Below are 21,712 nucleotides of genomic sequence, written 5' to 3'. Positions count from 1 at the left end.
AACGAAGTTCCAGAATATACAGGAGGTGTTAATAGTGTAGAAGCAGCAATTAACGAAGTTCCAGAATATACAGGAGGTGTTAATAGTGTAGAAGCAGCAATTAACGAAGTTCCAGAATATACAGGAGGCGTTAATAGTGTAGAAGCAGCAATTAACGAAGTTCCAGAATATACAGGAGGCGTTAATAGTGTAGAAGCAGCAATTAACGAAGTTCCACAATATACTCTTACAACAGCAGGTACTAACAAGGATAATACTTATCAAGCGCCAGCAGTAAAAACAGAAGATAAAAAAGAACTTCCAAATACTGGTGGTAAAGATAATGTTGCAGTTGCATCATTAGGATTCCTTGGATTGTTCCTTGGTGCCATTCCATTTGTGAAACGTAAAAACTAATTCATTTCGTAGTTTGAAAGAGAGGGAGTAACTTCCTTCTCTTTTTACTATTATCTTAGTTTCTCTCAGGGAACTCTTCCTAATGGTATTTTTTGGTGCTTTCCTTTATAATGGGTGTATGGATAAGAAAAAATTATTATTGATTGATGGGTCTTCTGTTGCTTTTCGGGCGTTTTTTGCGCTCTATCAGCAGTTGGACCGTTTTAAGAATGCGGCTGGTTTGCATACCAATGCGATTTATGGTTTTCAGTTGATGTTGAGCCATTTGTTGGAGCGGGTTGAGCCGAGTCATATTTTGGTGGCTTTTGATGCGGGAAAGACGACCTTCCGGACAGAGATGTATGCAGATTATAAGGGTGGTAGGGCTAAGACTCCGGATGAGTTTCGTGAGCAATTTCCCTTCATTCGTGAGTTGCTGGATCATATGGGGATTCGTCACTATGAGTTGGCTCAGTATGAGGCTGATGACATCATTGGGACATTGGATAAGCTAGCAGAGCAGGATGGTTTTGATATTACCATTGTCAGTGGGGACAAGGATTTGATTCAGCTGACGGATGAGCATACGGTGGTTGAAATTTCCAAGAAAGGTGTGGCTGAGTTTGAGGCCTTTACGCCAGAATATCTTATGGAAAAGATGGGCATTACACCGACGCAGTTTATCGATCTCAAGGCGCTCATGGGTGATAAGTCGGATAATATCCCTGGAGTAACCAAAATTGGTGAAAAGACGGGTATCAAGCTCTTGCTGGAGCATGGCTCACTCGAGGGGATTTATGAGAATATCAATGGGATGAAGGCTTCTAAGATGAAGGAAAATCTTATCAATGATAAGGAACAGGCCTTTTTGTCTAAAACACTAGCGACCATTGATACCAAGGCACCGATTGAGATTGGTTTGGAGGATTTGGTCTATAGCGGTCCAGATGTTGAAAATCTCGGGAAATTCTACGATGAGATGGGTTTCAAACAGCTCAAGCAGGCTTTAAATGTGTCGTCAGCTGATGTGGCTGAGAGTTTGAACTTTACTATCGTTGACCAAATTAGTCAAGATATGCTGAGTGAAGAGTCTATCTTCCATTTTGAGCTTTTTGGGGAGAATTACCATACGGACGATTTGGTTGGTTTTGCCTGGTCTTGTGGGGATAAGCTCTATGCCACAGATAAACTTGAGCTTTTGCAAGAGCCGATTTTCAAGGACTTTCTAGAAAAAACACCTCTGAGAGTGTATGACTTTAAGAAGGCTAAAGTTCTCTTGCATCGTTTTGGTGTGGATTTGCAGGCGCCTGCTTTTGATAGCCGTTTGGCTAAATACCTCCTTTCGACTGTGGAGGACAATGAAATTGCGACCATCGCTAGTCTTTATGGTCAGACTTATTTGGTTGATGATGAGACTTTCTATGGTAAGGGAGTCAAGAAGGCCCTTCCTGAACGTGAGAAATTCTTGGAGCATTTAGCTCGTAAGCTTGCAGTTTTGGTCGAAACAGAGCCTATTTTGCTTGAAAAACTCAGCGAAAATGGGCAATTAGAGCTTCTTTATGATATGGAGCAACCTCTGGCCTTTGTCCTTGCTAAGATGGAAATTGCTGGGATTACGGTCAAGAAAGAGACTCTTCTTGAGATGCAGGCTGAAAATGAGCTTGTCATTGAAAAACTCACTCAGGAGATTTACGAACTGGCTGGTGAGGAGTTTAATATCAACTCGCCTAAGCAGTTGGGGGTGCTTCTCTTTGAAAAATTGGGGCTACCTCTAGAATACACTAAGAAAACCAAAACTGGATACTCGACTGCGGTGGATGTCTTGGAACGCTTGGCTCCTATTGCGCCAATTGTTAAGAAAATCCTGGATTACCGTCAGATTGCCAAGATTCAATCGACTTATGTGATTGGCTTGCAGGACTGGATTTTGGCTGATGGCAAGATTCATACTCGCTATGTGCAGGATTTGACCCAGACTGGGCGTTTGTCTAGTGTAGATCCAAACTTGCAAAACATTCCTGTGCGTTTGGAGCAGGGCCGTCTCATTCGTAAGGCTTTTGTACCTGAGTGGGAGGATAGTGTGCTGCTCAGCTCGGACTATTCACAGATTGAATTGCGTGTTTTGGCGCATATTTCTAAGGATGAGCACTTGATTAAGGCTTTCCAAGAGGGGGCAGATATCCATACTTCGACAGCCATGCGGGTCTTTGGCATTGAGCGTCCTGAGGATGTGACTGCAAACGACCGTCGCAATGCTAAGGCAGTTAACTTTGGGGTGGTTTATGGAATTTCAGACTTTGGCTTGTCTAATAATCTGGGCATTAGTCGTAAGGAAGCCAAAGCCTACATTGATACCTACTTTGAACGCTTCCCAGGTATTAAAAACTACATGGATGAAGTGGTGCGTGAGGCGCGTGATAAGGGCTATGTGGAGACCCTCTTCAAGCGTCGTCGTGAGTTGCCAGATATCAATTCGCGCAACTTCAACATTCGTGGTTTTGCGGAGCGGACAGCTATCAACTCTCCTATTCAGGGTTCGGCGGCAGATATTCTCAAGATTGCCATGATTCAGCTAGATAAAGCCTTGGTTGCAGGTGGTTATCAGACTAAGATGCTGTTGCAAGTGCACGATGAAATCGTCCTTGAAGTGCCTAAATCGGAACTAGCAGAGATGAAAAAATTGGTCAAACAAACTATGGAAGAAGCCATTCAACTCAGTGTTCCCCTCATCGCAGATGAAAATGAAGGGGCAACATGGTACGAGGCTAAATAAAAAAGCTATATAGAGTTTGAAGCATTTGTTTTCAAACTCTTTTTCATGTTTTTCTGTAAGCAGTTTCCTTGACATTTTTTTTGTTTTGCGCTATCATATGTCCATATAATATATGGGAGTCTGTGTACAGTCTGAGAGGAAGTGTTAAACTTCGACCGCACCTGATCTGGGTAATGCCAGCGTAGGGAACGATACTTAGTCTAATCTTGACCTTTTCCATATATGGTAAAGGTTTTTCTTTTTGTCAAAGGAAAACGAGAAGAGGAGGTTCTTATGAAAGCAAGCATAGCCTTGCAAGTTTTACCCTTGGCACAGGGAATTGATCGGATTGCTGTTATTGATCAGGTCATTGCTTATCTGCAAGCTCAAGAAGTAACTATGGTGGTGACACCATTTGAAACGGTCTTGGAAGGGGAGTTTGATGAGCTTATGCGCATTCTCAAAGAAGCGCTAGAAGTGGCAGGGCAGGAGGCAGATAATGTTTTTGCCAATGTCAAAATAAATGTAGGAGAGATTTTAAGTATTGATGAGAAACTTGAAAAGTATACTGAGACGACACATTAGTCTATTGGGCTTTATGGGGGTCTTGTCAATCTGGCAGTTAGCAGGTTTTCTTAAACTTCTCCCCAAGTTTATCCTGCCGACACCTCTTGAAATTCTCCTGTCCTTTGTTCGTGATAGAGAATTTCTCTGGCACCATAGCTGGGCCACCTTGAGAGTGGCTTTATTGGGACTGATTTTGGGAGTCTTGATTGCCTGTCTCATGGCTGTGCTTATGGACAGTTTGACTTGGCTTAACGATCTGATTTACCCTATGATGGTGGTTGTTCAGACTATCCCGACCATTGCCATAGCCCCTATCCTGGTTTTGTGGCTCGGTTATGGGATTTTGCCCAAGATTGTCTTGATTATCTTGACAACAACCTTTCCTATCATCGTCAGCATTTTGGACGGTTTTAGGCATTGTGACAAGGATATGCTGACCTTGTTTAGTCTGATGCGGGCCAAACCTTGGCAAATCCTGTGGCATTTTAAAATCCCTGTCAGTCTGCCTTACTTTTATGCTGGTCTGAGGGTCAGTGTCTCCTACGCCTTTATCACAACAGTAGTATCTGAGTGGTTGGGAGGCTTTGAAGGACTAGGTGTCTACATGATTCAGTCCAAGAAACTGTTTCAGTATGATACTATGTTTGCTATTATTATTCTGGTATCGATTATCAGTCTTCTCGGTATGAAGCTGGTTGATGTCAGTGAAAAATATGTTATTAAATGGAAACGTTCGTAGAATAAGAATGTTTCTGAAAAAGAAAAGAGGAAATTGAAATGAAGAAAACATGGAAAGTGTTTTTAACTGTTTTAACAGCTCTTGTAGCTGTTGTGCTTGTGGCCTGTGGTCAAGGAACTGCTTCTAAGGATAATAAGGAAGCAGAACTCAAGAAGATTGACTTTATCCTAGACTGGACGCCAAATACCAACCACACAGGGCTTTATGTTGCTAAGGAAAAAGGTTATTTCAAAGAAGCTGGAGTGGATGTTGATTTGAAATTGCCACCAGAAGAAAGTTCTTCTGACTTGGTTATTAACGGTAAGGCACCATTTGCAGTCTATTTCCAAGACTATATGGCTAAAAAATTGGAAAAAGGAGCAGGAATTACTGCCGTTGCAGCTATTGTTGAACACAATACATCAGGAATCATCTCTCGTAAATCTGACAATGTAAGCAGTCCAAAGGACTTGGTTGGTAAAAAATACGGGACATGGAATGACCCAACTGAACTTGCTATGTTGAAAACCTTGGTAGAATCTCAAGGTGGAGACTTTGAGAAGGTTGAAAAAGTACCAAATAACGACTCAAACTCAATCACACCGATTGCCAATGGCGTCTTTGATACTGCTTGGATCTACTACGGTTGGGATGGTATCCTTGCAAAATCTCAAGGTGTAGATGCTAACTTTATGTACTTGAAAGACTACGTTAAAGAATTTGACTATTACTCACCAGTCATTATTGCTAACAACGACTATTTGAAAGACAACAAAGAAGAAGCTCGCAAAGTTATCCAAGCTATCAAAAAAGGCTACCAATATGCTATGGAGCATCCAGAGGAAGCAGCTGATATCCTCATCAAAAATGCACCTGAACTCAAGGAAAAACGTGACTTTGTCATCGAATCTCAAAAATACTTGTCAAAAGAATACGCAAGCGACAAGGAAAAATGGGGGCAATTTGATGCAGCTCGCTGGAATGCCTTCTACAAATGGGATAAAGAAAATGGTATCCTTAAAGAAGATTTGACAGACAAAGGCTTCACCAACGAATTTGTGAAATAATGACAGAAATTAGACTAGAACACGTCAGTTATGCCTATGGTCAGGAGAGGATTTTAGAGGACATCAATCTGAAAGTCACTTCAGGTGAAGTGGTTTCTATCCTAGGCCCAAGTGGTGTTGGTAAGACTACGCTTTTCAACTTAATTGCGGGGATTTTAGAAGTTCAGTCAGGGAGAATTGTCCTTGATGGTGAAGAAAATCCCAAGGGGCGCGTGAGTTATATGTTACAAAAGGATCTGCTCTTGGAGCACAAGACGGTGCTTGGTAATATCATTCTGCCCCTCTTGATTCAAAAGGTGGATAAGGCAGAAGCTATTGCTCGCGCAGATGAAATTCTTGCGACCTTCCAGTTGACAGCTGTACGAGACAAGTATCCTCATGAACTAAGTGGTGGGATGCGCCAGCGTGTGGCCTTGCTTCGTACCTACCTTTTCGGGCACAAGCTTTTTCTCTTGGATGAGGCCTTTAGCGCTTTGGATGAGATGACCAAGATGGAACTCCACGCTTGGTATCTTGAGATTCACAAGCAGTTGCAGTTAACAACCTTGATTATCACGCACAGTATCGAGGAGGCCCTCAGTCTCAGCGACCGCATCTATATCTTGAAAAATCGCCCTGGGCAGATTGTTTCAGAAATTAAACTAGATTGGTCTGAAGATGAGGACAAGGAAGTCCAAAAGATTGTCTATAAACGTCAAATCTTAGCGGAATTAGGCTTAGATAAGTAGAGAAATAGGGAGTTGGTGAAGATTATCCTTTACCAGCGCCCTTTTTCTTTTAAAAATGAGAAAATTTCGGTATAATAGTCAAAGATAGTCAAGGTTTAAAGAGAGAGGTGGGTTTGTAATGAGATTTAAAAATACATCGGATCATATTGAGGCCTACATCAAGGCGATTTTAGATCAATCTGGAATTGTAGAATTGCAACGGAGTCAGTTGGCAGATACTTTTCAGGTTGTTCCTAGTCAGATCAACTATGTGATTAAGACACGCTTTACGGAAAGTAGAGGCTACTTGGTTGAAAGTAAGCGTGGTGGTGGAGGCTACATTCGTATAGGACGGATTGAGTTTTCTAGTCATCATGAAATGCTTAGGGAGCTGCTTTACTCAATTGGTGAGCGAGTTAGTCAAGAAATTTATGAGGATATTCTGCAGCTTTTGGTTGAGCAGGAATTGATGACCAAGCAGGAGATGAATTTGCTAGTATCAGTAGCTTTGGATCGCGTTTTAGGAGAAGAAGCACCAGTACTTCGAGCAAACATGCTACGACAGGTCATACAAGAGGTAGATAGAAAAGGGAAGTAAGATGAACTATTCAAAAGCATTGAATGAATGTATCGAAAGTGCCTACATGGTGGCTGGCCATTTTGGAGCTTGTTACCTAGAGTCTTGGCACTTGTTGATTGCCATGTCCAATCACAGTTATAGTGTGGCAGGGGCCACTTTAAATGATTATCCATATGAGATGGACCGTTTAGAAGAGGTGGCTTTGGAACTGACTGAAACAGACTATAACCAGAATGAAACTTTGACGGAATTGCCGTTTTCTCATCGTTTGCAGGTCCTTTTTGATGAAGCAGAATATGTGGCGTCAGTGGTCCATGCTAAGATGCTAGGGACGGAGCATGTCCTCTATGCGATTTTGCATGATGGCAATGCCTTGGCGACTCGTATCTTGGAGAGAGCTGGTTTTTCTTATGAAGACAAGAAAGATCAGGTTAAGATTGCTGCCCTACGTCGAAATCTAGAAGAACGTGCAGGCTGGACTCGTGAAGACCTCAAGGCTTTACGCCAACGTCATCGTACAGTAGCTGACAAACAAAATTCTATGGCCAATATGATGGGCATGCCCCAGACTCCAAGCGGTGGTCTCGAGGACTATACGCATGATTTAACGGAGCAAGCGCGTTCTGGCAGATTAGAGCCAGTCATCGGTCGGGACAAGGAAATCTCTCGTATGATTCAAATCTTGAGCCGTAAAACCAAGAATAATCCTGTCTTGGTTGGAGATGCGGGTGTCGGGAAAACTGCTCTGGCGCTTGGTCTTGCCCAGCGTATTGCTAGTGGGGATGTGCCTACGGAAATGGCTAAGATGCGCGTGTTAGAGCTTGATTTGATGAATGTCGTCGCAGGGACACGTTTCCGCGGTGACTTTGAAGAACGTATGAACAATATCATCAAGGACATTGAAGAAGATGGACAAGTCATCCTCTTTATCGATGAACTTCACACTATCATGGGTTCTGGGAGTGGGATTGACTCAACTCTAGATGCGGCCAATATCTTGAAGCCAGCCTTGGCGCGTGGAACTTTGAGAACGGTTGGTGCGACCACTCAGGAAGAATATCAAAAACATATCGAAAAAGATGCAGCCCTTTCTCGTCGTTTCGCTAAAGTAACGATTGAAGAGCCGAGTGTGGCAGACAGCATGACCATTTTACAAGGCTTGAAGGCGACTTATGAGAAACATCACCGTGTGCAAATCACAGATGAAGCAGTTGAAACAGCCGTCAAGATGGCCCATCGTTACTTGACTAGTCGTCATTTGCCGGACTCTGCTATTGACCTCTTGGACGAAGCAGCAGCAACAGTGCAAAATAAGGCAAAGCATGTAAAAGCAGACGATTCGGGCTTGAGTCCAGCTGACAAGGCCTTGATGGATGGCAAGTGGAAACAGGCAGCTCAGCTAATCGCAAAAGAAGAGGAAGTGCCTGTCTATAAAGACTTGGTGACAGAGTCTGATATTTTGACCACCTTGAGTCGTTTGTCAGGTATTCCAGTCCAAAAACTGACTCAGACGGACGCTAAGAAATACCTTAACTTGGAAGCTGAATTGCACAAACGTGTCATCGGTCAAGATCAAGCTGTTTCAAGCATTAGCCGTGCGATTCGCCGCAACCAGTCAGGGATTCGCAGTCATAAGCGTCCGATTGGTTCCTTTATGTTCCTAGGGCCTACAGGTGTCGGTAAGACCGAATTGGCCAAGGCTCTGGCAGAAGTTCTCTTTGATGATGAATCAGCTCTGATCCGCTTTGATATGAGTGAATATATGGAAAAATTTGCAGCCAGTCGTCTCAATGGAGCTCCTCCGGGCTATGTGGGTTATGAAGAAGGTGGGGAGTTGACCGAGAAGGTTCGCAACAAACCCTATTCCGTTCTCCTCTTTGACGAGGTAGAAAAAGCCCACCCAGATATCTTTAATGTCCTCTTGCAGGTCTTGGATGACGGTGTCTTGACAGATAGCAAGGGACGCAAGGTTGACTTTTCAAATACCATTATCATCATGACATCGAACCTTGGTGCGACAGCCCTTCGTGATGACAAGACCGTCGGTTTTGGAGCTAAGGACATTCGTTTTGACCAGGAAAATATGGAAAAACGCATGTTTGAAGAGTTGAAAAAGGCTTATAGACCTGAGTTTATCAACCGTATTGATGAAAAGGTAGTCTTCCATAGCTTGTCTAGCGACCATATGCAGGAAGTGGTGAAGATTATGGTTAAACCTTTAGTAACAAGTTTGGCTGAAAAAGGTATTGACTTGAAATTACAAGCTTCCGCACTGAAATTGCTGGCAAATCAAGGATATGATCCAGAGATGGGAGCTCGTCCACTTCGCAGAACCCTGCAAACAGAAGTGGAAGACAAGTTGGCAGAACTTCTTCTCAAGGGAGAATTAGAGGCAGGCAGCACACTTAAGATTGGTGTTAAAGCAGGCCAGTTAAAATTTGATATTGCATAAAATGGAGAATCAGGAGCAATCTTGATTCTCTTTTTTGCTACTTTTTTATAAAAAATGATAAAAAACTATTGACAAAACAAAAATATAATTTATAATAAAAACATAGAGAATAAAAATATCAAAAATTATAAAAAGGTAATGCGTTTATGAAAAAGAAAACAGCAGTGGTATTTGGAACCTTTGCTCCGCTTCATCAAGGACATATCGATCTAATCCAGCGAGCGAAGCGGCAGTGTGACCAGGTCTGGGTTGTTGTTTCAGGCTATGAGGGAGACCGAGGAGAGCAGGTAGGCTTAACGCTTCAAAAGAGATTTCGCTATATCCGAGAGGCCTTTGGTGATGACGAGTTGACCTCGGTCTGCAAGTTAGATGAAACCAATCTTCCTCGTTACCCTATGGGCTGGCAGGAGTGGTTGGACCAAATGTTAGCGGAGATTTCCTATGATGAAACCCAGCAAGAACTAATTTTCTTTGTGGGAGAAGCAGACTATCAGCAAGAATTATCTATACGTGGATTTGGCACTGTCTTGCAAGAAAGAAAGTTTGGTATTTCAGCGACTATGATTCGAGAAAATCCAAGCAAATATTGGAAATATATTGCTCAACCCTTCCGACGTCAGTTTACAAAGAAAGTGTTGATTATGGGAAGTGCCAGCAATGGGAAGACTACTCTGGCCAAGGATTTGGCAAGGTATTACGATGCACCCGTTAGTCTGGAATACGCGCGTGAGTACCAGATCAAAAACAATGTCCGCGACGATGAATTGACTCCAAAGGATTATTATTATCTCCTGTTGGGGCAGTATGACCAGACCTCTAAGTTAATTGACAGTAATGCCAATAGGGGACTGGTGATAGCAGACACCAACTCCTTAGTAACCAAGGGCTACTATGATTATTACATGGAGACTGAGGACCAAGGGGATTTATCAGGAGAGACTTTTGATAATCTCTTTGCCTCGATCTTGGCTAAGGAAAAATGGGACTTGATTCTCTTTGTGCAACCTGTTGGTTCCTATGTCAATGACGGATTTAGAGATATGACCATGGCAGAAGACCATATTCGTCATAGTTTTTCCCAGCATTTGGATCAGATGAGGGAGCGCTACTTAGCAAACATTCCACTAGTTTATCTAGCAGAGGATTATCTAGGAAATTATGAAGCAGCAAAAGTGGCTATTGATGCCATTTACCAAGCAGATTAGGAGAAAAATATGAAAAAACTAACTGAAAAAATCACACAATTTATCGAAAACTTTAAAAATGTTCATGCAGAAGCTCGTAAGATCGGTTTTGCAGGAATCATGAACCTGCTCTGGAAAGATCTCTTTGTCGGCCGTAGCCTCTTCCAGTGGTTGTATCTCATTGTCTTGTCAAGTGTTCCCTTGATCTTGGAATTCACGCAAAATACAGAAAGTCATGACTGGATGAGCTTGTTGGCATCTTGGACTGGGATTGTCTGTGTTATCTTGGTAGCAGAAGGGCGTGCAAGCAATTATCTCTTTGGGGCCATCAACTCAGCTATCTATTTGGTTTTGGCCATGAATGCGACTTTTTATGGTGAAGTTTTGACGACCGTTTACTTCTTTGTCATGCAGCCGATTGGCCTCTATGCTTGGCTGTCCAACCGTATCAATGATCAAGGAAAAGTAGAAGAATCTCACTTTGAAGCTAAGAAATTATCTGTGCTTGACTGGCTCAAGTACTTGGCTTTGACTGCTATCATTTGGATTGGTATGGGCTTGGCTTATCAAAGTATTCATAGCGCTCGCCCTTTCCGTGATAGTGTAACCGATGCGACCAATGGTGTAGGTCAGCTCTTGATGACACGTCTCTACCGTGAGCAATGGATTTTCTGGATTGCAACCAATCTTTTTAGTATCTACCTCTGGTGGGGTGAAAATATCCACATCCAAGGGATGTACTGGGTTTACACACTCAATAGTCTAGTAGGTTGGTACCAATGGACCAAGGCAGTTCGTAAGGAGGCATAAAATGGCGGACACGATGATTCCAGCAGGGATGACGGAAAAAGAATTTTTTGAAGTTCATGCAAGTCAGGAAGAGTTTTTAGACTGGTACTACAAGCAGGAACTCCCTCAATACGAAAAACCAAGTGTGACGGTGGATATGGTAGCCTACTGCTTTGTCGAAGGAAAGATGAAGCTCTTATTAATTCGTCGCAAGGCTCACCCTTATCAAAATTGTTTGGCTCTGGTTGGAGGATTTATGGACAAGGGCGAAGATGCTGCGCATGCCTGTCAGCGTGAGGTGAGAGAAGAAGTCAGTCTAGATCTTCCTTTGGAAAAAATTGAGCAATTGATGACCGTATCGACTCCCGGCCGTGACCCCCGGGGCTGGACGGTGACCATTGCCCACTTGGTTTATCTGCCTAGTCGTGCATTAGAACTTGTTCAAGCAGGAGACGATGCCAAGGATGTCGTTTTCGTAGATGTCAATTTTCAGACAGGCAAGTGCTTCTTAGAGGGAGTAGAGTTGGAGGAACAAGCCTTCGCTTTTGACCATTATGCCATTATTAAAGAATCTATCAAACGAATCCAAGGACGACTTGACTGGAATCCGACCTTCCTCTATCTGCTAGAGGAGGAGTTCACTGTCTACGAGGGAACCGAACTGGTCAATCTCATCAACCCCGGTCGACCAATCGTCAGCAATAACTTTCTCGTCAAATACGGCGAATATGTAGAAGAAGTCGGACTCAAACGAGTGCCTAAAAAGAAACCAAGAAAAACCTATCGATTGAAATAAAAAACGAGGTCGGGACAAAGTTCCTGACCTCTTTATCTACCATCATGAGATGGTTTTGTGTTGTGACTGATTTTATGGGTGGCTATCTTTCTTAGAATTGCTCAACAGGTGAGTAAAAAAGTCTTTGTATAGATACTTGAGATATTTTTCGTGTAGGAATAACAAAGCTATATAGAAAATCATAAAGACTGTCGTCAGATAGAAGACATCAAATGTAGTCTGAGCGTAGCGAATTGCGGACTGATAAGACCAGAAAGCTCCCAAAATCAACCAAGGAAGATACTTGTAATATTTGCTTAACATAAGTCTACACCTCCTATATTCTATTTCAATGTTATTATATTCCTTTGTCTAATACAATGCAAGCGATTACACAAAAACAAATTCAAATTTTAAAAGAAAAATCTCCTGTTTTTCTGTTTTATTACGAATAGAAGAGTAGGAGGAGTAAATGTATCTAAAGTATTTAAGATTTTTAAAATAGTTTAGATAAATTGTTGACATATTTAAAGCTAAATGTTACAATTATATTACAAAAAGATTTCTTTATATTTCTAAAACATTACAAAGGAGTAGAAAAATGAAAAAGAAAACCTATATCAAATTGATGGCAGCAACTGTATTGGCTTCTACCTTGCTATTAGGAGCTTGTGGAAATAAAAAGGAAACAACTCAAGCAAGCAGTTCTGTTAAGACAAGCCAATCATCAAGCTCAAAAGCAGCTTCTTCTAGCAAAGAAAGTAAAACTCAGAAGTCCTCAAGTTCAGCTTCATCTGAAAAGACCAAATCATCTACTGACCAGTCTGCAGCAACTGCGACACCTGCACCAGAGCAAAGACAAGGCCAAGAAGTGTCTAATCAACAGGCAGCTAGTCAACAAACTGCTACTCAAGCTCCTTCAACTCAGCAAGGTTCTCAAGCTCAGTCTAACCAGTCAGGCTATGATCCAACAACTGACCGCAAACTTCAAGACAAGCAAGCAGAACACAACAAACGCTACAAGGGTGTTTTAACCATGGTTGATGGTGATTTCTCAGCAGCTGCAGGCAACTGGAAGGGTGCCAATGGTGAAACCATCACAGTTTCATCAGGAGGCAAATTCACAGTAGAATCTGCTGATGGAAAGAAAGAAAACTACTCTATCAGAGACTATTCTTATACTCTTGATGATGGTAAGTATAATGCCAAAATTGGTGGGGGAAAAATCATCCAAATTACAACAGGAGCGGATGGTAAGGTTTCCAGTGTTGCTTTGAATCAATAATAACGATCAGTATTTGAATATTTACAATCAAAGAAAATCCGTCAGCTCAATAAGAGTTGACGGATTATTTTATACTTGTACTTGGGTTAGAAATTCTTCTGTAGTAAGAATTTGAGCAAATTCATCTTGTAGAGAAAGGAGGTTAATCTCATGGATAGTCTCAGGAGAGATGGCCTGACCGTTTTTGTTAGATAGGGTAAAACTGGCAGTAGCATCTGCTAGTAAAGTGACTCTAAAACCAAGATTTGCTGCCATTCGTGTCGTAGTAGATATACAATGAGGCAGAGTCAAACCAACAACGATTAAATGAAAAATCTGATTTTTTCGTAAATAGGTTTCAAGATTTGTTCCAATAAAGGCGCTATTAACTGTTTTTTGAAAGACAGGTTCTGCAGTAACTGGTTCAAATCCACTTTTAAACTCCTGATTTTGTTTGTTATGAAATTGCGACTGGGGATTGTCAGATATGTGTTGAACGTGTAAGACTGGAAGAGCGTGTTTACGAAAGTATGCCAGTACCCTCAATGCTTGTTGTTCAGCTTGAGGGTTGTTCCGTTCTCCCCAAATAGGGTTATTAAATGCTTTTTGCATATCGATAATCAGTAGAGCAGTATGAACCATTTTATGCCTTATCCAACTGCAAGAGAGCCTCAATCTCTGTCAGAGTGCTAGCTTGTGAAATGGCTCCACGGAGTTTGGCTGCGCCAGATGTTCCACGGAGGTAGTGAGGAGCGAGACCACGAAATTCACGAACTGCTACGTTTTCCCCTTTGAGGTTAATCAAACGTTTCAAGTGTTCGTAGGCGATTTTCATCTTGTCTTCAAAGGTCAAATCAGGGAGGATTTCTCCTGTTTCAAAGTAATGGTTGATTTGGTTGAAGAGGTAGGGATTTCCCATAGCAGCGCGGCCAATCATGACTGCGTCAGCACCGACTTCTTCGATACGTTGTTTGGCTTCTTGAACCGTACGAATGTCACCGTTAGCGATAAATGGAATCTTGGTGAGGGCCTGGGCAACCTTATGAAGGGTCTCAAGGTCTGCGTGGCCTGTGTACATTTGTTCACGGGTACGGCCATGCATAGCGAGGGCAGAAACACCTGCAGCTTCAGCAGCGAGGGCATTTTCTACTGCAAGAGACGGGTCAGCCCAGCCTGTTCGCATTTTGACAGTAAGTGGGATATCAAGGACAGATTGGACCTTGTTGATGATAGAGTAAATCTTATCTGGGTCCTTGAGCCACATAGCGCCAGCTTCGTTCTTCACGATTTTGTTAACTGGACAGCCCATGTTGATATCCACGATATCGGTTTTGGTGTTTTCTTGGATGAATTCTGCTGCGCGTGCTAGGCTGTCTTCATCACTACCAAAAAGTTGGATAGAAACAGGGTTTTCGCCTTCATCGATATGAAGCATGTGCAGGGTTTTTTCGTTGTTGTATTGGATGCCCTTGTCAGAGACCATTTCCATGACAACGAGTCCAGCTCCGAGCTCTTTTGCAATAGTACGAAAGGCTGAGTTGGTCACGCCAGCCATGGGTGCTAAAACGGTACGATTGGGAATCTCAACATTGCCAATCATAAAGGGTGTATTAAGATTTGTCACGAATGAGTTCCTCCAGGTCGTTTTCATCAAAGTTATAAGTTGTTTGGCAGAATTGACAAGTGATTTCTGCCCCATGGTCTTCCTCTTTCATTTCCTGTAAGTCTGAGCTTGGAAGGCTAGCAAGAGCATTCATAAAGCGTTCATGGCTACAGTCACATTGGAAACGGATTTCTTCTTCAGAAAGACGCTTGTAGGCCTCGTCACCGTAGATTGCTTTGAGGAGGGCTTCGATATGGTCTTCACTTTCGAGAAGGGTAGAGATAGCTGGCATTTCTTGGATGTGTTTCTCAAAACGGGCAATCTCTTCTTCCTTGGCTCCTGGTAAGACTTGGACTAGGAAACCACCTGCAACCTTGACCTTGTCTTCCTCATCCAAAAGGACATTGAGGCCGACTGCTGAAGGTGTTTGTTGGCTTTCAGTCAGGTAAAAGGCAAGGTCTTCACCGATTTCCCCAGAAATGAGGGGAGTCATAGAGTTGTAAGGATTTCCAGTACCGTAGTCTGTGATAACGAGGAATTGGCCATTGCCGACAAAAGGTCCAACTAGGACTTCACCAGTTGCAGTCTTTTTGATGTCAACACCAGAATTTTGAACATAGCCTTTGACATTCCCCTTGGTATCAGCGACGGTGATAATAGCACCTAGAGAGCTAGATCCCAGTACCTTCACTGTTAGTTTGGTATTTCCTTTTTCATTGGCTGCGAGAATCTGGCTAGCGATAAGAGTTCGACCAAGCGCTACAGTTGAGCTAGCTTGGGTTTGGTGTTTTTCTTGAGCAGTGCGGACGGTTTCTGTGCTATCAAGGACAAAAGCACGAAAGGCTCCGCTTTCTGATATTGTTTTAATAATTTTATCCATAGCTACTATTTTAGCATAAAAATGCCCAAAGGGGGAGCCGTGTGTTTGCTGATTTTTAGGATAATGGACCAGGAAATCAGCATGAAAATAAAAAGAGAAACAGATTATTTCAGCATTTGTAAGATTTATGCTATGCTTAAGGTAGAAAATGAAAGGGGTAACAAATGTATTTAGGAGACTTGATGGAAAAGGCTGAATCTGGCCAATTTTCAATCCTTTCCTTTCTATTACAAGAGTCTCAGACGACTGTCAAGGCTGTAATGGAGGAAACAGGATTTTCAAAAGCAACCCTAACCAAATATGTCACCCTTCTCAATGACAAGGCTTTGGATAGTGGCTTAGAGCTGAATATTCACTTAGAAGATGAAAATCTGCGTCTATCGATCGGTGCAGCGACCAAGGGGAGAGATATTCGGAGCTTGTTTTTGGAGAATGCTGTTAAATATCAGATTCTTGTTTATCTTCTCTACCACCAACAGTTTTTAGCCCATCAGCTGGCTCAAGAATTGATGATTAGTGAGGCTACGCTTGGTCGCCACTTAGCTAGTCTAAATCAGATTTTGTCAGAATTTGACTTATCCATCCAAAATGGACGGTGGCGAGGTCCAGAACATCAAATTCGCTATTTCTATTTCTGTCTTTTCCGCAAGGTTTGGTCCAGTCAGGAGTGGGAAGGTCACATGCAGAAACCAGAGAGAAAACAGGAGATTGCCACTTTAGAAGAAATCTGCGGTGCAAGTTTGTCTTCGGGTCAGAAATTGGACTTGGTTCTCTGGGCTCATATCAGTCAACAACGTCTCCGTGTCAATGCCTGTCAGTTTCAAGTGATAGAAGAGAAAATGCGAGGGTATTTTGACAATATTTTCTACCTTCGTTTGCATCGAAAGGCTCCGTCCTTTTTTGCTGGGCAACACCTTCCTCTAGGAACTGAGGACGGTGAGATGATGATTTTCTTCTCTTTCCTCCTATCCCATCGCATTCTTCCCCTTCATACTATGGAGTATATTCTTGGTTTTGGAGGGCAGTTGGCAGATTTACTGACACAATTGATTCAAGAAATGAAGAAGGAGGAGTTGCTGGGTGATTATACAGAGGATCACGTTACTTATGAACTCAGTCAGCTTTGTGGTCAAGTTTATCTATACAAGGGCTATATCTTACAGGATCGCTACAAGTACCAGTTAGAGAATCGTCATCCTTATTTGCTGATGGAACATGATTTTAGGGGAACGGCAGAGGAGATTTTTCATGCTCTACCGGCCTTTCAGCAGGGGACAGATTTAGATAGGAAAATTCTCTGGGAATGGCTCCAGTTAATCGAATATATGGCTGAAAATGGTGGTCAGCATATGCGGATTGGTCTGGATTTGACATCTGGTTTTCTTGTCTTTTCAAGGATGGCAGCCATTTTGAAACGGTATTTGGAATACAATCGTTTTATCACTATTGAAGCCTATGATTGTACTCGGCATTATGATTTGCTGGTTACCAATAACCCGATTCATAAGAAGGAACAGACCCCAGTTTATTATTTAAAAAATGACTTGGATTTGGAAGATTTGGCGGCTATTCGTCAGTTATTATTCACTTAAAAGGCTTGGTCGTTCCAGGTCTTTTTTGTGAAATTCACACAATCTCCTCACATTTTTTTAAAAATTAAAAAAAGTTGATGAACAAGAAAGCGCTTTATTTTGTATACTAGTAAGTGTAAAGAGGAAACATCCTCAAGATCTTTATCAGGAGGACAGCACATGTCACAAGAAAAATACATCATGGCCATTGACCAGGGGACTACAAGCTCTCGTGCCATTATTTTCAACAAAAAAGGAGAAAAAGTTAGCTCGAGTCAAAAAGAGTTTACCCAGATTTTCCCTCAGGCAGGTTGGGTAGAGCACAATGCCAATGAAATTTGGAACTCTGTTCAGTCAGTTATTGCGGGTGCTTTCATCGAAAGTGGTGTCAAGCCAAATCAAATCGAAGCAATCGGTATTACTAACCAGCGTGAAACAACTGTTGTCTGGGATAAGAAAACAGGGCTTCCTATCTACAACGCAATCGTTTGGCAGTCTCGCCAAACAGCCCCTTTAGCTGAGCAACTAAAAAACCAAGGTTATGTGGAAAAATTCCATGAAAAGACTGGTTTGATCATCGATGCTTACTTCTCAGCGACTAAGGTTCGTTGGATTTTGGATCATGTAGAAGGTGCTCAAGAGCGAGCAGAAAAAGGGGAATTGCTCTTTGGTACCATCGATACTTGGTTGGTTTGGAAATTGACTGACGGTGCGGCTCACGTGACGGACTACTCAAATGCAGCTCGTACCATGCTTTATAACATTAAAGAACTTAAATGGGATGATGAGATTTTGGAAATCCTCAACATTCCAAAGGCTATGTTGCCAGAAGTTCGTTCTAACTCTGAAATCTATGGTAAGACAGCTCCATTCCATTTCTACGGTGGAGAAGTGCCAATCTCAGGTATGGCTGGGGACCAACAAGCAGCCCTCTTTGGACAGTTGGCCTTTGAACCAGGTATGGTCAAGAATACTTATGGAACAGGTTCTTTCATCATCATGAATACTGGTGAAGAGATGCAGTTGTCTGAGAACAACCTATTAACAACCATTGGTTACGGAATCAATGGCAAGGTTTACTATGCCTTGGAAGGTTCAATCTTCATCGCAGGCAGCGCCATTCAGTGGCTTCGTGATGGACTTCGCATGGTTGAAAATTCACCAGAATCTGAAAAATATGCCCGTGATTCTCACAACAATGATGAAGTTTATGTCGTTCCAGCCTTTACAGGTCTAGGTGCTCCATACTGGAACCAAAACGCTCGAGGTTCTGTCTTTGGCTTAACTCGTGGAACAACTAAAGAAGACTTTATCAAGGCGACTTTGCAATCTATTGCTTATCAAGTACGTGACATCATCGACACCATGCAAGTGGATGCTCAGACAGCTATTCAAGTCTTAAAAGTAGACGGTGGTGCAGCTATGAACAATTTCCTCATGCAGTTCCAAGCTGATATTTTGGGAATCGATATCGCACGCGCCAAAAACTTGGAAACAACAGCTTTGGGGGCAGCCTTCTTAGCAGGTTTGTCAGTGGGCTATTGGAAAGACTTGGATGAGTTGAAACTCTTGAACGAGACAGGAGAGCTCTTCGAGCCATCTATGAACGAATCTCGCAAGGAACAACTCTACAAGGGCTGGAAGAAAGCTGTGAAAGCAACCCAAGTCTTTGCGGAAGTAGACGACTAATACTGGAAGAATAAAGCGACTTAGTTAGAAAGTGTGTAAATATGGAATTTTCAAAGAAAACACGTGAATTATCAATTCAAAAAATGCAGGAACGTACCTTGGACCTCTTGATTATCGGTGGAGGAATTACAGGGGCTGGTGTAGCCTTGCAGGCAGCGGCTAGCGGTCTTGAGACTGGTTTGATTGAAATGCAGGACTTCGCAGAAGGAACATCTAGCCGTTCAACAAAATTGGTTCACGGTGGTCTTCGTTACCTCAAACAATTCGACGTGGAAGTGGTGTCAGATACGGTTTCTGAACGTGCTGTAGTTCAACAAATCGCTCCCCACATTCCGAAACCAGACCCAATGCTCTTACCAGTTTACGACGAAGATGGAGCGACCTTTAGCCTCTTCCGTCTGAAAGTAGCCATGGACTTGTACGACCTTTTGGCAGGAGTTAACAACACGCCAGCTGCTAACAAGGTTTTGAGTAAGGAAGAAGTCTTGGAACGCCAGCCAAACTTGAAGAAAGAAGGCTTGGTAGGAGGTGGGGTTTACCTTGACTTCCGTAACAACGATGCGCGTCTCGTGATTGAAAATATCAAACGTGCCAACCAAGACGGTGCCCTCATTGCTAACCACGTGAAGGCAGAAGGCTTCCTCTTTGACGAAAGTGGCAAGATTACAGGTGTTGTAGCTCGTGATCTCTTGACAGACCAAGTCTTTGAAATCAAGGCCCGTCTGGTGATTAACACAACAGGTCCTTGGAGTGATAAAGTACGTAACTTGTCTAATAAGGGAACCCAATTCTCACAAATGCGTCCAACTAAGGGAGTTCACTTGGTAGTGGACTCAAGCAAGATCAAGGTTTCACAGCCAGTTTACTTTGACACTGGTTTGGGAGATGGTCGTATGGTCTTTGTTCTCCCGCGTGAAAACAAGACTTACTTTGGTACAACGGATACAGACTACACAGGGGATTTGGAACATCCAAAAGTGACTCAGGAAGATGTAGATTATCTACTTGGCATTGTCAACAACCGCTTCCCAGAAGCAAACATTACCATTGATGATATCGAAAGTAGCTGGGCAGGTCTTCGTCCATTGATCGCAGGCAATAGCGCTTCTGACTACAATGGAGGAAATAACGGAACCATCAGTGATGAAAGCTTTAACAACTTGATTGCGACTGTTGAATCTTATCTCTCTAAAGAAAAAACGCGTGAAGATGTTGAGGCTGCTGTCAGCAAGCTTGAAAGTAGCACATCTGAGAAACATTTGGACCCATCTGCAGTTTCACGTGGTTCGAGCTTGGACCGAGATGATAATGGTCTCTTGACCCTTGCTGGTGGTAAAATCACAGACTACCGTAAGATGGCTGAAGGAGCTATGGAGCGCGTGGTTGACATCCTCAAAGCAGAATTTGACCGTAGCTTTAAACTCATCAATTCTAAGACTTACCCTGTTTCAGGTGGGGAATTGAACCCAGCAAATGTGGACTCAGAAATCGAAGCCTTTGCGCAACTTGGAGTGTCACGTGGCTTGGATAGCAAGGAAGCTCACTATCTCGCAAATCTCTACGGTTCAAATGCACCGAAAGTCTTTGCTCTTGCTCATAGTTTGGAACAAGCACCAGGACTCAGTTTGGCGGATACTTTGTCACTTCACTATGCAATGCGCAATGAGTTGGCTCTGAGCCCAGTTGACTTCCTTCTTCGTCGTACCAACCACATGCTTTTCATGCGTGATAGCTTGGACAGCATCGTTGAGCCAGTTTTGAATGAAATGGGACGATTCTATGACTGGACTGAAGAAGAAAAAGCCGCTTACCGTGCTGATGTCGAAGCAGCTCTTGCTAACAATGATTTAGCAGAATTAAAAAATTAAGATAAAATAAAAGAGGTGGAGGGCAGGACTCCTTGTCTACCCTCTCCTTCTTTTTAATGGAGACAGAAAGATGATGAATGAATTATTTGGAGAATTTTTGGGGACTTTAATCCTGATTCTTCTAGGAAATGGTGTTGTTGCAGGTGTGGTTCTTCCTAAAACCAAGAGCAACAATGCAGGTTGGATTGTGATTACTATGGGTTGGGGAATTGCGGTTGCAGTTGCGGTCTTTGTATCTGGCAAGCTCAGTCCAGCTCATTTAAACCCAGCTGTGACCATTGGTGTGGCCTTAAAAGGTGGTTTGCCTTGGGCTTCCGTTTTCCCATACATCCTAGCTCAGTTCGCAGGGGCTATGCTGGGTCAGATTTTGGTTTGGTTGCAATTCAAACCGCATTATGAGGCAGAAGAAAATGCAGGCAATATCCTGGCAACCTTCAGTACTGGACCGGCCATCAAGGATACAGTTTCTAACTTAATCAGTGAAATCCTTGGCACCTTTGTTTTGGTATTGACAATCTTTGCTTTGGGGCTTTATGATTTTCAGGCAGGTATCGGCACCTTTGCAGTGGGGACTTTGATTGTCGGTATTGGTCTATCACTAGGTGGGACAACAGGTTGTGCCTTGAACCCTGCGCGTGACCTTGGACCTCGTATCATGCACAGTATCCTTCCAATTTCAAACAAGGGAGACGGAGACTGGTCTTATGCCTGGATTCCTGTTGTGGGACCTGTTATCGGTGCAGCCTTGGCCGTGCTTGTATTCTCACTTTTCTAAGATATTAAAACTCAATTATTCATACTTCAATAAACACAACTTACAAAAAATGACCAAAATAAAGGAGTACTTTCTCACTTCATTTTGGTCATTTTG

The 21,712-nt window shown here is 42.7% G+C and carries 20 protein-coding genes and 1 riboswitch; of the genes, 16 read left to right on the top strand and 4 right to left on the bottom strand.

From position 1 onward, the window contains the following. From N8O80_RS04345 to N8O80_RS04295, 11 genes are all read left to right on the top strand, one after another. Positions 1-396: SIALI-17 repeat-containing surface protein (locus tag N8O80_RS04345; RefSeq protein ID WP_261027010.1), on the top strand; the 396-nt coding region annotated here is incomplete at its 5' end. 118 nt (positions 397-514) lie between these two features. Next, positions 515-3,148: a DNA polymerase I gene (polA, locus tag N8O80_RS04340; protein WP_120770881.1), complete on the top strand. Its 2,634-nt coding sequence runs from the start codon at positions 515-517 to the stop codon at positions 3,146-3,148. Positions 3,149-3,250: 102 nt separating this feature from the next. Further along, positions 3,251-3,353, top strand: a riboswitch (TPP riboswitch). Positions 3,354-3,421: 68 nt separating this feature from the next. Beyond that, the gene (locus N8O80_RS04335) at positions 3,422-3,712 is read left to right on the top strand and encodes a thiamine-binding protein (protein WP_000647659.1); all 291 of its coding nucleotides are present in this window, start codon (positions 3,422-3,424) and stop codon (positions 3,710-3,712) included. After that, complete coding sequence (locus N8O80_RS04330) at positions 3,675-4,433, top strand: ABC transporter permease (RefSeq protein WP_024057369.1); 759 nt, start codon at positions 3,675-3,677, stop codon at positions 4,431-4,433. Before N8O80_RS04335 ends, N8O80_RS04330 begins: the two co-directional genes overlap by 38 nt. 38 nt (positions 4,434-4,471) lie before the next feature. Then, positions 4,472-5,479 carry an ABC transporter substrate-binding protein gene (locus tag N8O80_RS04325; protein WP_004261900.1) on the top strand — a complete coding sequence of 336 codons (1,008 nt, stop codon included), beginning with the start codon at positions 4,472-4,474 and terminating at the stop codon, positions 5,477-5,479. Next, positions 5,479-6,207: an ABC transporter ATP-binding protein gene (locus tag N8O80_RS04320; RefSeq protein ID WP_261027007.1), complete on the top strand. Its 729-nt coding sequence runs from the start codon at positions 5,479-5,481 to the stop codon at positions 6,205-6,207. The genes N8O80_RS04325 and N8O80_RS04320 overlap by 1 nt, the downstream gene beginning before the upstream one ends. 118 nt (positions 6,208-6,325) lie before the next feature. Beyond that, positions 6,326-6,784 (top strand): CtsR family transcriptional regulator, encoded by a 459-nt coding sequence (locus tag N8O80_RS04315; protein WP_001211277.1) that lies wholly within the window; start codon positions 6,326-6,328, stop codon positions 6,782-6,784. Between the two features lies 1 nt (position 6,785). Then, entirely contained in the window at positions 6,786-9,218 is a 2,433-nt protein-coding gene (locus N8O80_RS04310) for an ATP-dependent Clp protease ATP-binding subunit (protein ID WP_120719058.1), read from the top strand. 146 nt (positions 9,219-9,364) lie between these two features. Next, positions 9,365-10,423 (top strand): AAA family ATPase, encoded by a 1,059-nt coding sequence (locus N8O80_RS04305; protein WP_261027006.1) that lies wholly within the window; start codon positions 9,365-9,367, stop codon positions 10,421-10,423. Positions 10,424-10,432: 9 nt separating this feature from the next. After that, a complete protein-coding gene (pnuC, locus tag N8O80_RS04300; protein WP_115904572.1) occupies positions 10,433-11,212 on the top strand; it encodes a nicotinamide riboside transporter PnuC in 780 nt (259 codons plus the stop codon). Between the two features lies 1 nt (position 11,213). After that, positions 11,214-11,987 carry an NUDIX hydrolase gene (locus N8O80_RS04295; protein WP_261027005.1) on the top strand — a complete coding sequence of 258 codons (774 nt, stop codon included), beginning with the start codon at positions 11,214-11,216 and terminating at the stop codon, positions 11,985-11,987. Between the two features lie 72 nt (positions 11,988-12,059). Here the strand turns inward: N8O80_RS04295 and N8O80_RS04290 are convergent, their stop codons facing one another. After that, a complete protein-coding gene (locus N8O80_RS04290) occupies positions 12,060-12,290 on the bottom strand; it encodes a hypothetical protein (RefSeq protein ID WP_120770780.1) in 231 nt (76 codons plus the stop codon). 277 nt (positions 12,291-12,567) lie between these two features. Here N8O80_RS04290 and N8O80_RS04285 point away from each other — a divergent pair, with 277 nt between their 5' ends. Continuing rightward, entirely contained in the window at positions 12,568-13,251 is a 684-nt protein-coding gene (locus N8O80_RS04285; protein ID WP_120770781.1) for a hypothetical protein, read from the top strand. A gap of 69 nt (positions 13,252-13,320) precedes the next feature. On the opposite strand, the gene N8O80_RS04280 is transcribed toward N8O80_RS04285, so the two are convergent. From N8O80_RS04280 to hslO, 3 genes are read right to left on the bottom strand one after another with little or no spacing between them, the layout of a single operon-like run. Next, positions 13,321-13,872 carry a cysteine hydrolase family protein gene (locus N8O80_RS04280; protein WP_120770782.1) on the bottom strand — a complete coding sequence of 184 codons (552 nt, stop codon included), beginning with the start codon at positions 13,870-13,872 and terminating at the stop codon, positions 13,321-13,323. A 1-nt stretch (position 13,873) separates the two neighbouring features. Continuing rightward, the gene (gene dusB, locus N8O80_RS04275; RefSeq protein ID WP_162927899.1) at positions 13,874-14,854 is read right to left on the bottom strand and encodes a tRNA dihydrouridine synthase DusB; all 981 of its coding nucleotides are present in this window, start codon (positions 14,852-14,854) and stop codon (positions 13,874-13,876) included. Beyond that, positions 14,841-15,713: an Hsp33 family molecular chaperone HslO gene (gene hslO / locus N8O80_RS04270; protein ID WP_261027004.1), complete on the bottom strand. Its 873-nt coding sequence runs from the start codon at positions 15,711-15,713 to the stop codon at positions 14,841-14,843. The genes dusB and hslO overlap by 14 nt, the downstream gene beginning before the upstream one ends. Before the next feature lie 164 nt (positions 15,714-15,877). Between hslO and N8O80_RS04265 the strand changes: the two genes are divergently transcribed. The 4 genes from N8O80_RS04265 (at position 15,878) to N8O80_RS04250 (ending at position 21,616) form a co-directional block, all read left to right on the top strand. Then, on the top strand, positions 15,878-17,305 hold the full coding sequence (locus N8O80_RS04265; RefSeq protein ID WP_261027003.1) for a helix-turn-helix domain-containing protein: 1,428 nt from the start codon (positions 15,878-15,880) through the stop codon (positions 17,303-17,305). A 159-nt stretch (positions 17,306-17,464) separates the two neighbouring features. Next, entirely contained in the window at positions 17,465-18,973 is a 1,509-nt protein-coding gene (glpK, locus tag N8O80_RS04260; RefSeq protein WP_261027002.1) for a glycerol kinase GlpK, read from the top strand. A 41-nt stretch (positions 18,974-19,014) separates the two neighbouring features. Continuing rightward, positions 19,015-20,841, top strand: coding sequence for a type 1 glycerol-3-phosphate oxidase (gene glpO / locus N8O80_RS04255; protein ID WP_261027001.1), 1,827 nt, complete (start codon positions 19,015-19,017; stop codon positions 20,839-20,841). Positions 20,842-20,911: 70 nt separating this feature from the next. Further along, positions 20,912-21,616: an MIP/aquaporin family protein gene (locus tag N8O80_RS04250; RefSeq protein WP_261027000.1), complete on the top strand. Its 705-nt coding sequence runs from the start codon at positions 20,912-20,914 to the stop codon at positions 21,614-21,616. Positions 21,617-21,712: the final 96 nt, after the last annotated feature.

It is taken from the genome of Streptococcus mitis (assembly GCF_946190155.1).
Classification (GTDB): Bacteria; Bacillota; Bacilli; order Lactobacillales; family Streptococcaceae; genus Streptococcus; species Streptococcus mitis_CL.
This window is presented reverse-complemented; position numbering and strand designations above follow the sequence as displayed.

Bases quoted from the DNA above. Each gene is read 5' to 3' on its own strand.
- polA (WP_120770881.1), top strand. From the start codon at position 515: ATGGATAAGAAAAAATTATTATTGATTGATGGGTCTTCTGTTGCTTTT.
- N8O80_RS04335 (WP_000647659.1), top strand. From the start codon at position 3,422: ATGAAAGCAAGCATAGCCTTGCAAGTTTTACCCTTGGCACAGGGAATT.
- N8O80_RS04330 (WP_024057369.1), top strand. From the start codon at position 3,675: ATGAGAAACTTGAAAAGTATACTGAGACGACACATTAGTCTATTGGGC.
- N8O80_RS04325 (WP_004261900.1), top strand. From the start codon at position 4,472: ATGAAGAAAACATGGAAAGTGTTTTTAACTGTTTTAACAGCTCTTGTA.
- N8O80_RS04320 (WP_261027007.1), top strand. From the start codon at position 5,479: ATGACAGAAATTAGACTAGAACACGTCAGTTATGCCTATGGTCAGGAG.
- N8O80_RS04315 (WP_001211277.1), top strand. From the start codon at position 6,326: ATGAGATTTAAAAATACATCGGATCATATTGAGGCCTACATCAAGGCG.
- N8O80_RS04310 (WP_120719058.1), top strand. From the start codon at position 6,786: ATGAACTATTCAAAAGCATTGAATGAATGTATCGAAAGTGCCTACATG.
- N8O80_RS04305 (WP_261027006.1), top strand. From the start codon at position 9,365: ATGAAAAAGAAAACAGCAGTGGTATTTGGAACCTTTGCTCCGCTTCAT.
- pnuC (WP_115904572.1), top strand. From the start codon at position 10,433: ATGAAAAAACTAACTGAAAAAATCACACAATTTATCGAAAACTTTAAA.
- N8O80_RS04295 (WP_261027005.1), top strand. From the start codon at position 11,214: ATGGCGGACACGATGATTCCAGCAGGGATGACGGAAAAAGAATTTTTT.
- N8O80_RS04290 (WP_120770780.1), bottom strand. From the start codon at position 12,290: ATGTTAAGCAAATATTACAAGTATCTTCCTTGGTTGATTTTGGGAGCT.
- N8O80_RS04285 (WP_120770781.1), top strand. From the start codon at position 12,568: ATGAAAAAGAAAACCTATATCAAATTGATGGCAGCAACTGTATTGGCT.
- N8O80_RS04280 (WP_120770782.1), bottom strand. From the start codon at position 13,872: ATGGTTCATACTGCTCTACTGATTATCGATATGCAAAAAGCATTTAAT.
- hslO (WP_261027004.1), bottom strand. From the start codon at position 15,713: ATGGATAAAATTATTAAAACAATATCAGAAAGCGGAGCCTTTCGTGCT.
- N8O80_RS04265 (WP_261027003.1), top strand. From the start codon at position 15,878: ATGTATTTAGGAGACTTGATGGAAAAGGCTGAATCTGGCCAATTTTCA.
- glpK (WP_261027002.1), top strand. From the start codon at position 17,465: ATGTCACAAGAAAAATACATCATGGCCATTGACCAGGGGACTACAAGC.
- glpO (WP_261027001.1), top strand. From the start codon at position 19,015: ATGGAATTTTCAAAGAAAACACGTGAATTATCAATTCAAAAAATGCAG.
- N8O80_RS04250 (WP_261027000.1), top strand. From the start codon at position 20,912: ATGATGAATGAATTATTTGGAGAATTTTTGGGGACTTTAATCCTGATT.